This is a genomic window from Trueperaceae bacterium (assembly GCA_031581195.1).
In the GTDB taxonomy this organism is placed as follows: domain Bacteria; phylum Deinococcota; class Deinococci; order Deinococcales; family Trueperaceae; genus SLSQ01.
In genome coordinates this window covers 1-10,260 of the sequence record JAVLCF010000083.1, presented here as the reverse complement: position 1 = coordinate 10,260, position 10,260 = coordinate 1, and the positions used below count along the sequence as shown (strand labels likewise).

Annotated in this window: 10 protein-coding genes; 6 read left to right on the top strand and 4 right to left on the bottom strand. The window is 76.8% G+C overall.

From position 1 onward, the window contains the following. Both RI554_08455 and RI554_08450 read left to right on the top strand, forming a co-directional pair. Window positions 1-2,477, top strand: a 2,477-nt coding sequence (locus RI554_08455) for a CBS domain-containing protein (GenBank protein ID MDR9392042.1), incomplete at its 5' end; no start/stop codon positions are given. Next, window positions 2,474-3,106, top strand: a complete 633-nt coding sequence (locus RI554_08450) for a site-2 protease family protein (protein MDR9392041.1) — start codon at window positions 2,474-2,476, stop codon at window positions 3,104-3,106. The genes RI554_08455 and RI554_08450, both read left to right, overlap by 4 nt. 13 nt (window positions 3,107-3,119) lie before the next feature. Here the strand turns inward: RI554_08450 and RI554_08445 are convergent, their stop codons facing one another. From RI554_08445 to RI554_08435, 3 genes are all read right to left on the bottom strand, one after another. Further along, a complete protein-coding gene (locus RI554_08445) occupies window positions 3,120-5,168 on the bottom strand; it encodes a serine/threonine-protein kinase (protein MDR9392040.1) in 2,049 nt (682 codons plus the stop codon). Window positions 5,169-5,181: 13 nt separating this feature from the next. Next, entirely contained in the window at window positions 5,182-5,802 is a 621-nt protein-coding gene (locus RI554_08440; protein MDR9392039.1) for a DsbA family protein, read from the bottom strand. A 66-nt stretch (window positions 5,803-5,868) separates the two neighbouring features. Then, window positions 5,869-6,144 carry a DUF3467 domain-containing protein gene (locus RI554_08435; protein MDR9392038.1) on the bottom strand — a complete coding sequence of 92 codons (276 nt, stop codon included), beginning with the start codon at window positions 6,142-6,144 and terminating at the stop codon, window positions 5,869-5,871. Between the two features lie 115 nt (window positions 6,145-6,259). Here RI554_08435 and RI554_08430 point away from each other — a divergent pair, with 115 nt between their 5' ends. Genes RI554_08430 through RI554_08420 form a run of 3 tightly spaced genes read left to right on the top strand, consistent with a single transcriptional unit; the run spans window position 6,260 to window position 8,718 of the window. Then, window positions 6,260-6,979 (top strand): purine-nucleoside phosphorylase, encoded by a 720-nt coding sequence (locus RI554_08430; GenBank protein MDR9392037.1) that lies wholly within the window; start codon window positions 6,260-6,262, stop codon window positions 6,977-6,979. Continuing rightward, the gene (locus RI554_08425; protein MDR9392036.1) at window positions 6,976-7,848 is read left to right on the top strand and encodes a 3-hydroxyacyl-CoA dehydrogenase NAD-binding domain-containing protein; all 873 of its coding nucleotides are present in this window, start codon (window positions 6,976-6,978) and stop codon (window positions 7,846-7,848) included. Before RI554_08430 ends, RI554_08425 begins: the two co-directional genes overlap by 4 nt. Window positions 7,849-7,866: 18 nt before the next feature. After that, the gene (locus tag RI554_08420) at window positions 7,867-8,718 is read left to right on the top strand and encodes an enoyl-CoA hydratase-related protein (protein MDR9392035.1); all 852 of its coding nucleotides are present in this window, start codon (window positions 7,867-7,869) and stop codon (window positions 8,716-8,718) included. 56 nt (window positions 8,719-8,774) lie between these two features. Here the strand turns inward: RI554_08420 and RI554_08415 are convergent, their stop codons facing one another. Further along, the gene (locus tag RI554_08415) at window positions 8,775-9,641 is read right to left on the bottom strand and encodes a DUF1028 domain-containing protein (protein MDR9392034.1); all 867 of its coding nucleotides are present in this window, start codon (window positions 9,639-9,641) and stop codon (window positions 8,775-8,777) included. An 82-nt stretch (window positions 9,642-9,723) separates the two neighbouring features. On the opposite strand from RI554_08415, the gene RI554_08410 reads away from it, so the two are divergent. Then, window positions 9,724-10,260: alpha/beta fold hydrolase (locus RI554_08410; GenBank protein ID MDR9392033.1), on the top strand; the 537-nt coding region annotated here is incomplete at its 3' end.

The following is a 10,260-nucleotide window of genomic DNA, read 5'->3' as shown; positions in this document are numbered from 1 at the left end:
TCTACCGCGACCGACTCGATCCCGTCCCCACCGACGTGGCGCTCGCCGCGGACCTCGACGAACTCGTGGTCGTCGACACCGCCGACCGCACCCGCCTGGGCGCCCTCGCGGCGCGCGTGGACGACGCGCCGCTGGTGGTGTACGACCACCACCCGCCCCCCACCGGCGGCGGGGCGCTGCCCGCCGGCCGGGGGCTGGTGGAGCCGGTCGGCGCGACGGTGACCCTGTTGATCCGCGAACTCCGGCGGCGCGGCGACGCGCTGCCACCCGACCTGGCGAGCTTGGCGCTGCTCGGGCTGCACCAGGACACCGGCGACTTCGCGTTCGACCTCACCACCCCCGAGGACCACGACGCCGCCGCGTGGCTGCACCGGGCGGGCGGCACCCTCGACCTCGTGCGGCGGTACGGCCAGCCGAGCGACCGCGGCGACGCGCGGACCGCCTTCCGCCGCGCGGCGCACGACGTCGCGGAGGTCCGCGACGTCGCGGGCCGCCCGGTGGTCGTCGCGCCCCTCGACTGGCCGACGTACCTGCCCGACGTCGCCGGCGTCGCCGGGGAGCTGCTGAGCGACCGGCACGCCGACGCCGCGGTGCTGGTGCCCCGCATGGAGGACCGCACCCTCGTCATCGCCCGCGCGGCGGGGGACACCTTCGACGTCGGCGCCGCCCTCCGCGACGTCGGCGTCGGGGGCGGCCACCCGGGGGCGGCGTTCGGGCGGTCGGACCGCGCCCCCGCCGACGTCGTCGCGGCGCTGCTGCCCGCCCTCGCCCGCCACGCCCGCCCCGCCCGCCGCGCGCGGGACGTGATGAGCGCCCCGGTCCGCACCGTGACGCCGACCACGACGGTGCACGACGCCAGCCGCCAGCTGCTGCGTTACGGGCACGGCGGCCTGCCCGTCGTCGAGGCCGGGACGCTGGTGGGGGTCCTCTCCCGCCGCGACCTCGATCGCGCCCTCGAGCACGGCCTGGGCCGCAGCGAGGTGCGGGGCTTCATGGGGCGTCCCCCGGTGACCGCCGCGCCGGACGACCCGCTCGCCGACCTCGAGGCGCGCGTCGCGCAGCGCGGGGTGGGACGGCTCCCGGTCGTCGAGGACGGCGCGCTCGTCGGGATCGTGACGCGCAGCGACCTGCTCGCCGCCCGCCACGCCGCGCCGCCCGACGTCGCGACGGACGACGGCCCACCGGTCCGCGTCACCGACCGGGTCGCGGCGCGCGCCGAAGCGCACGCCGGGGCGGCGCTCGCGACGCTCGAGGCCGCCCTCCCGACCGGCGCGGCGTTGTACCTGGTGGGCGGCACGGTCCGCGACGCGTGGCTCGGGAGCCGCCTCGCGGACCTCGACCTGCTGGTCGAGGGGGCGTCCGCCGCCGACCTCGTCGACGCGCTCGCGGCGGAGGTGGGCGGCCGCCGCGCGCGCCACGCGGCGTTCGGCACCGCCTCCCTGACCCTGCCGAGCGGCCTGCAGGTGGACGTCGCCACCGCCCGCGAGGAGCGCTACGCGCACCCGGGCGCCCTGCCGGACGTCGAGCCGAGCGACGTGCGGCGCGACCTGGCGCGGCGCGACTTCACCCTGAACGCCCTGGCGATGCGGTGGGCGCCCCGCCCCCACGTCTGGTGGGACCCGTACGGCGGCGCGGACGACCTGCGCACCGGGACGCTGCGGACCCTGCACCCGCTGTCGTTCACGGAGGACCCGACCCGCATCGTGCGCGGCGCGCGGTTGGCGGGCCGCTTGGGCTTCGCGTTCGCCGCGGACGCCGACGCGCAGGCCCGCGATGCGTTGGCGGAGGGGCGGGGCGCGACCGTCAGCGCCGACCGCCTCCGCGCGGAACTCCTCGCGACGCTGCGCGAGGAGCGTCCCGCCCGCGCGCTTCGGGTCCTGGCCGACCTCGGGGCGCTTGCCGCGCTGTACGGCCTACCGCACCCCGCGGACGCCGTCGCGGCGCTCGACGCGTTGCGGAGCGAGGGACGGGACGTGCCCGCCGCGGCGTACCTGGTGACGCTGCTGGCGGCCCAGCCCGACGCGGACGCCCGCGCGTTCGTCGCGCGGTTCCACGTCCCCACCCGCCGCGCGGACGCCGCCGCCGCGGTGCGGCGCATCCGGTCGGGGGCGGCGGACCCGGACGACGCGCCGCTGGAGGCGATGGGGCGCCCCGGGCGGGCGGTCCTGGAGGCGGTGGGGGGCGACCTCGCGACCGCCGTGCGGACGTTCGAGAGCCTCGCAGGGCGCCGGCGGCTGCGGGGGCGCGACCTGCTAGAGTTGGGGGTGGCGCCCGGCCCCGAGGTGGGGCGCATCCTCGGCGCGGTCGCCGCCGCGCGACGCCGCCGGGAGGTGCGCACCTTCGAGGAGGAACGGGCCCTCGCCGAACGGTGGGTGGCGGACGCCACCCCGGACGGCGACCCGAACCCCGGCAGCGACGACGACGCGTTCGCGGGCGGCCCTCCGCCCGGTGACGAAAGGCGGACCGACCCGACGTGATCCTCAACAACCTGACCGACACCACCACCCTGGTGATCAGCGCCATCGTGATGGTGTTCGCGCTGATGTTCCACAACGTGTTCCAAACGTGGGTCGCCGCGCGGCTCGGGGACGCCCGCCCGAAGCTCGCCGGCTTCGGGACGTTCGAACCGCAACAGCAGCTCGAGCCGTTGGGCGTGATCCTGTTGTTCGTGCTGGGGTTCGGCTGGCCGAAGATGGTGCCGATCCAGAGCCGCAACTACCGCGGTCGCGGCCGCAGCGAAGCGCTCGCCTGGTACGCCGGCCCGCTCGCCTACCTGATCGTGGGGTTCGTGAGCGTCCTGGTGGGCTCGATTCTGTTGGCGGCCGGCTCGCCGGACCTGTACCGCGCGTTCCTGATCGCCAGCTCGTACGCGGTCCTGCACGCCGTCATCAACCTGTTCCCCGTCTTCCCGCTCGACGGCGCCATGGCGGCGCTCGCGTGGGGCAACCGCAGCGTCCGGCAGCTCGTGGAGCAACTCCGCCAGTTCGGCATCCTCGGCTTCCTCGTCGTGTTCCTGGTGTTGTCCTACACCGGCGTGATCGGCGTGCTGCAGGGGTTCTTCCTGGGGATCTTCCAAGCGATCGTTCGGGGGCTCGGCCTGCTCTGACGCCCCGCCGCGCTCAGGTCGGGCGGCGCGCCCCGACGAGACGCACGAGCGGCGCGTGCAGGTCGAGCGTCGCCTCCAGCGTCCCGTCCGCCGCGAAGCGCCGCACCACCGTCCCCCCGCGGCGGCCGGCGTACAAGCGACCGTCGCCGTCGACCGCGAGGTCGAGGACGCCGGCGCGGGATTCGCCGCGGCGCGGCTCGAAGCGGTAGGTCCGCCCCAAGCGACCGTCGTCGCGGACGCTGCGGATGCGGCCCGCGGTGGCGTCCCCGACGTAGAGGGTGCCGTCCTCCGCCTCGTACGCCCCGTCGAGCTCGCGGCGTTCGTCGCCGCCCTCCTCCACCCGGAACGCCCACCGCGTCACGAAGCGCCCGTCCGCCGCGTAGCGCTGCACGTCGCGCCGGCCGGGGTCGAACAGCAGCGTCCCGCCGTCCGCCGTCGCCTGCAACGTCGCGGGGGCGTGCGGCGTCCCCTGCAGCGCGAACGCGCCGGCCGGCGCGCCGTCGGGCGCGTAGCGCACCACCCGCGCCGCCGCGGCGTCCAGGACGCGGACCTCCCCGTCGGCGGTCACCGCGACGCGGTCGGGACGCGCGACCGCGTCGGGGTCCGCGCCGATCGGGACGCGCAGCCCCTGCGTCGCGCCGCCCTCGTCGAGGACGACGACGGCGTGGTCCGCCGCGCCGCCCCCCACCGCCCGCCGTTCGTGCCGCAGCAGGTACGCCCGGCCGTGGGCGTCGACCGCCAGGTCGCGGGGGACGCTCGACAGCGTGTCCGGACCGACGTCCGCGACGCCGGCCAGGACGCGCCCGTCCGGCGTCCACGTGCGCACCACCCCCTCGCGCACCTCGAGGACCGTCCACAGCCGGAACGGCGCGTCGACCTCGAGGCCCGCCCCCCAATTCGCTTCGTCCTGCAGCACCGCGAGCACCTCGCGCAGGTCGGGGCGGTCGCCGGGGTCCTTGGCGATCATGCGCATCACCAGCGCGTCGAGGGCGGGGGGCACGTGCACGACGCGTTGCCGCGGCGGGGGCGGCGTGCGGTGCACCTGCTGGTGCACCACGGTCTCGTAGGCGCCCTCGAAGGCGGTGCCGCCGGTCAGCATCTCGTAGAACACGAGGCCTAGACTGTAGACGTCGCTGCGCGCGTCCATCGTCTCGCCCTGCGCCTGTTCCGGCGACATGTAGACCGGCGTCCCGACCCGCGTCCCGGTGACCGTGAGGCGCGACAGGAGGGTCGTTCCGGCGATCCCGAAGTCCATCAGGCGCACCGCGCCGGGCGGCACGTGCGGCCGCCCCTCGCGCAGCTCGCCCCCCTCCACCAGCACGTTGCTGGGTTTGACGTCGCGGTGCACGACCCCGGCGGCGTGGATGGCCTGCAGCGCCGACACGACCGGTTTCGCGACGTCCGCGAACGCCGTCGCGGACAGGGGGCCCGCCTCCAGGAGCGCCTCGAGGCTGCGCCCCTCGACGAACTCCATCGCCATGTAGTGCTGCGTGGCGACCGCGCCGTGATCGAACGTCGTGACGACGTTCGGGTGGTCCAGCCGCTGCGCGATCTCCGCCTCGCGATGGAAGCGCCGGAGGAACGCCTCGTCCTCGGCGTACGCCTCCATCGGGATCTTCAGGGCCACCTCGCGCCCGTCCGCGTCGCGCGTCGCGCGGTACACGGTCGCCATGCCGCCCGCCCCGACCTTCTCGAGGATCGTGTAGCCGGGCAGGTCCCGCCCCCCGAACGCGGCGGCGGCCTCCGACCGGCGGGCGCGTTCCGCGGCGGTGCGGCGCGCCCCCGACCCACCGGGGGCGCGCCGGGCGGCGCCCGTCGCGCGCCCCTCGGGCGCCGGCGCGCGGCGTCCGAGGCGCGCCAGCCGCCCCTGGGGGAGAAGGAGACCCGACGCGGCGAGCAGCAGCAGCCAGGGGCCGGCCGCCCGGTCGGGCCCCCCGACCGCGAGCAGGACGCCGGCGAGCGCGAGGGCGGCGGTGAACGCCGCGCGGAGCGCCGCGCGCGGCAGCCGGACGGCGACGACCGCGACGAGGGCCGCGATCGCGGTCCACAGCAGCGCGTTCACGCTGGGCGTCCGTTCAGTTGCCGCGCGGACGGATCCGGCGGACGGTCTCCAGGTACGGATGGTCGCTCAGGACGCCCCGCACGCTCCGGTACAGCGCGACGGCCTCCGTCGCGTCGGCCGGGACCTCCCCCAGGCGGACGTAGGCGACGTGGCCCGCGTCGAACGCCACGGTGGGGGTCGCGACGACCTGCGCGTCCACCGCGGCGTGGTGCTCCTGCGCCAACGCCGTACGCAACTCCGGGTCGGCCAGGTCGCGCTCGAAGGACGAGGGGTGCAGGTCCGCGCGCTCCGCCGCCTGGACGACGGTGGCGTGGTGGAACGGCTGGTGCTCGACGTGCCGCAAGCGCAACAGTTCGCGCCGGAACACGTCGTGCGCCGCGTCGCCCTGGCGTTTCGCGGCGAGCGACGCGAGGAACGGCAGCAACCCCCGGCTGCCGGAGTTGCTGCGCTCGCGCACGGGATCGTTCCACAGTTGCCAACCGTCGTCCCCGTCGTGGTTCGCCTGGTAGAGGCTGAAGTGCGCCCACTCGAAGCGGACGCCGAGCTCCTTGCGGACGATCTCGGCGACCTCGGAGAACCGCCAGGCGTAGGGGCACAGGTAGTCGAAGAAGACCGTGACGGTTTCGAGCGGCATGGCGGCATTCAACCGCGCGCGGTCCGGCCCGCCGGTCGCCTCGCCGACGCCGAGCCGCGCGCGACCTCAGTTGGGGTCCTCGTCGCTGCGCGCCGTCGGGGCGGCGGCGCCCGCCGCGCGCTGTTCCAGGGTGCGTTGCAGGGTCTTGGCGAGCGCCTCCGCTTGGCTGCGGGGCAGCACGACGCGGGAGACGACCTGCGGCTTGTGGTGCGGGAGCGCCGCGACGAAGTCCAGCACGACCTCCTCGCGTCCGTGACTGACGACCGCGAGGTTCGCGTACGTCCCCCGCGCGGTCTCCGCGGGGAGCTCCAACTCGAGTTTCGGGCGGGTTTCGTCGCTCACGCGCCGCTCCTCTCCCCCTCCGCGCGGTGCGCGGGGGACGGTCCACGGCGGGGAGGCTAGCACGCCCCCGCCCGCCGCTCGCGGCGCGCGGCACGGCGTTTGCTACGCTTCGTGCATGCCGCTCCACGTGCACACCGACCCGGCCGACCTCGCGCCGTCCGTGCTGCTGCCCGGCGACCCGGGCCGCGCCCGCCACATCGCGGAGACCTTCCTCGACGCGCCCCGCCTCACGACCGAGTACCGGGGCCTGCTGGGCTACACCGGCACCTACCGCGGGGTGCCCGTCAGCGTCCAGACGACCGGGATGGGCTGCCCCAGCCTCGCGATCGTCGCGGAGGAACTCGTGCAGCTCGGGGCGCGGACGCTGGTCCGGGTGGGGACGGCGGGCGTCGTCGCGCCCGACGTCACGCCCGGCGACCGGATCGTGGCGCACGCCGCGGAGGCGGGCGACGGCACGACCCGGCAGTACCTCGGGGGCGCGACCTCCCCGAGCGTCGCCGACCTCGACCTGACGGTCGCGCTGCGCGACGCCGCCGCCGCGCACGGCGGGGCGCGCGTCGGCCTGATCCGCACCGAGGACGCCTTCTACGCCACGACGCCCGCCGACGTCCCCACCCTCGCGGCGCGCGGCGTGCTGGCGATCGAGATGGAGGCCGCCGCGCTGTTCCTGATCGGGCGGCTGCGCGGCGTGCGGACCGGCTGCATGGTGGTCGCCAGCAACCGGATCGGCGACGACGCCTTCGTCGATCCCGCCGTCCTCCAGGCGGGCGTCGACGCCATGACCCGCACGACCCTCGACGCGCTCGCCGCGCACCCCGGCGGGGACGCCGGGTGAGCGACCCGGTCGCCCCGCTGCGCGTCGCGGTCCTGGGGCTCGGCACGATGGGGCGCGGCATCGCCACCGCCACCCTCGCCGCGGGGCACACGGTCGTCGCGTACGACCCGGTCGCCGCGGCCCGCGACGCCGCGGCCGGCCACGTCGCCGCGGCGCTCGACCGGGCCGCCGCGAAGGGCCGCCTCGAGGCGGCGGAGGCGGACGCCGCCGCCGCCCGCTTCGCGGTGCGCGACGCCGTCCCCACCGCCCTCGCGGACGCGGACGTGGTCCTCGAGGCGGCGACGGAGGACGCCGACCTGAAGGCCGCCCTGTGGCGCGAGGCGGGGCCCGCCGCGCCGGCGGGGGCGCTCCTGGCGAGCAACACCTCGAGCCTGTCGATCACGGCGCTCGGGGCCGCGTCGGGCGCCGCGGAACGCTTCGCCGGCCTGCACTTCTTCCATCCCGTGTCGGCCCTCCCGCTCGTCGAGCTCGTGCGCGGCGCGCACACGCTCGACGGGACGCTCGACGCGCTCGAGGCGTTCGCGACGCAACTGGGCAAGACCCCCGTCCGGTGCGAGGACCGCCCCGGCTTCCTCGTCAACCGCCTGTTGATCCCCTACCTGAACGAGGCGGCCGCCCTCGCCGACGAGGGGCACGCGACGCCGGAGGCGATCGACGCCGCCATGACGCTCGGGGCGAACCTGCCGATCGGGCCGCTGGCGTTGATCGACGCCGTCGGCGCCGACGTCGTCCTGGCGATCATGGAGACGCTCCACGAGGAGTTCGGCGACCCGAAGTACCGCCCCGCCGCCGGCCTCCGGCGGCAGGTGCGCGCCGGCCGGTTGGGCCGCAAGAGCGGCGTGGGCTACCACGCCTACGACGACGCCTGACGGCGTGAAAGGACCCCCATGAGCGACGCCCCCGCCCCCACCCCCGACCCTCGCGACGACGCGCGGCTCGACGACGAGCCACGAGAGGACGAGGCGACCTTCGAGACCCTCCGCCTCGAGGTCGACGACGGCGTCGCCGTCGTGACCCTCGACCGGCCCAAGGCGCGCAACGCCCTCGCCGCCCGCACGCTGCTCGAGATCGGCACGGCGCTGCAGGTCGTCGAGAGCGACGTCACCGTCCGCGCCCTCGTGCTGCGCGGCGACGGGCCGGCGTTCTGCGCCGGCGCCGACCTCGCGGAGTTCGCGGACCTGAGCGACCCGTTCGCCGGCCGCGAAGCGGCCCTCGCCGGCCAGGACGTCGTCAGCGCGCTCGCCGCGATGCCGATCCCCACCGTCGCGGCGCTGCACGGGGCGGCGTTGGGGGGCGGCCTCGAGCTGGCGCTCGCCTGCGACCTGCGGGTCGCGGCGGAGGACGCCGTCCTCGGCCTCCCCGAGACGCGCTTGGGGCTCATCCCCGGGTACGGCGGGACGCAGCGCCTCCCGCGGTTGATCGGCGAAGCGCGGGCGTTGGACCTCATCCTCACCGGCCGCCGCGTCCCCGCCCACGAGGCGCACGCGATGGGCCTCGTTGCGCGGGTCGAGACGGACGCCACCGCCGCCGCCGTGGCGCTGGCGCGCCAGGCGGCGGGGGGCGCCCCCGTCGCCCTCGGTCTCGCGAAGGAGGCGGTCGTGCGGGGGCGCGACGGCACCCTCGCGCAGGGCCTCGAGACCGAAGCGGACCTGTTCGCCCTCGCCGCGAGCAGCGAGGACGCCCGCGAGGGCGTCGCGGCGTTCCTGGAGAAACGCGCCCCGACGTTCGAGGGGCGCTAGCCGCCCGCCGGTCCCCGCTCGTCGTCCCCCGCCGGCCGTCCCCCGCCCGCCGTGCGTCAGCGGGCGGCGACCGCCTCGAGGTGCTCGAGCACGACCCGGTCGATGCGGCCGGGCTCGACCATGCGGTCCTCGACGTTCTCGACGCCGGCGAAATCGCGCAGCGCCGCCTCCGCGTCCTCGTCCCACACCCCGTGCTCGGGCGCGAGGCGCCCGACCGCGCGGAGGCCCGCGAGGGCGCGGGCGGCGACGTCCCCCACGAGCGGGAGGAGGTCCTCCTCGTTCGGGGGGCCGAGGAACAACCGGTGGAGGCGCAGCAGCTCCGCGAGGCGGTCGACCGGCGCGGGGTCGTCGTCGACGCGCAGGTCGACCCACGTGTCGCTCATGCCGCCGTAGCCGCCCCCCTTGCGCACGACGTACAGCGCCGCCCCCTGGCGGCCGCGGGCGTCGCCGCCCGCCCGGTCGCCCGCCGCGAGCGCCGCCATCAGGCGCGCCGGGAGGTCGCCGTCGGTGGACGTGAAGGTCTCCACGACCGCGTCGATGACCTCGGGGCCGGTCAACAGGTTGCCCTGCGCGGCGAAGCCGTCCCCGGTCGTGCCGCCCGCCCACGGGTGGCAGGCGTCGCCCGTGAACGACAGCGCGTCGCCGGTCGCGTCCACCAGCCCGTACTGGCGGCTGGCGTGCTCGGGGTCGGTCGCTTCGAACGCGGCGTGAATCTGCGCGAGCGGCATGCCGGCCCGGACCGCCTGGAGGGTGCGCGGTCCGAACGTCGCGTTGGCGTACGACTGCGTCGCGACCGCCGCGACGTCCGCTTCGGCGTGCGGCACGACCGCCCCGACGGCGAGGAACTTGCTGGCGGTCGCGACGCCGAGATCGCCGGTGGCGGGGTCGCGGGCGACGAGGGAAAACGTGGAGATCGGGCGCATGAGCGTGACGCTAGCACCGTTTTGCGCGGCCGGGTCCGCCTGGAGGGCCGCGCGACCCCCCCGAACGTGGTGGAATGCCGGCGTGCCGTTCCGCATCCGCATCACCCTGATCGCGCTCGCGGCGCTCGCCGCCGCCCTGCTGCTCCTCCCGCTCGTGTGGCCGGTGCCGCCGCTCGAGGGCACCGTCCCCGCACGCGAGGCGGCGGGGCCGGAGGCGACGTGGATCCCGGTCGAGGGGCTGGACCTGCACGCCCGCATCGCCGGACCCACCCCCGAGCCCGGCGACGTCGGGGTGGTGTTCGTGCACGGGTTCGGATCGAACCTCGTGAGTTTCCGCACCCTCCAGGACGCCCTCGCCGGGGAGGTGCGCACCGTCGCGTACGACCGCCCCGCCTTCGGGTTCAGCGAGCGGGTGACGGCGTGGGACGGCGCGAACCCGTACGCGCCGGAGGCGCAGGTGCGGCACGTGAGGGCGGCGATGGACGCCGCCGGCCTCGAGCGGGCGGTGCTGGTCGGGCACTCCGCGGGCGGACCGATCGCGCTGGAGGCGGCGCTCGCCGACCCCGCCCGCGTCGCGGGCCTGGTGCTGATCGCGCCGGCGGTGTACCGCGGCGGGGGG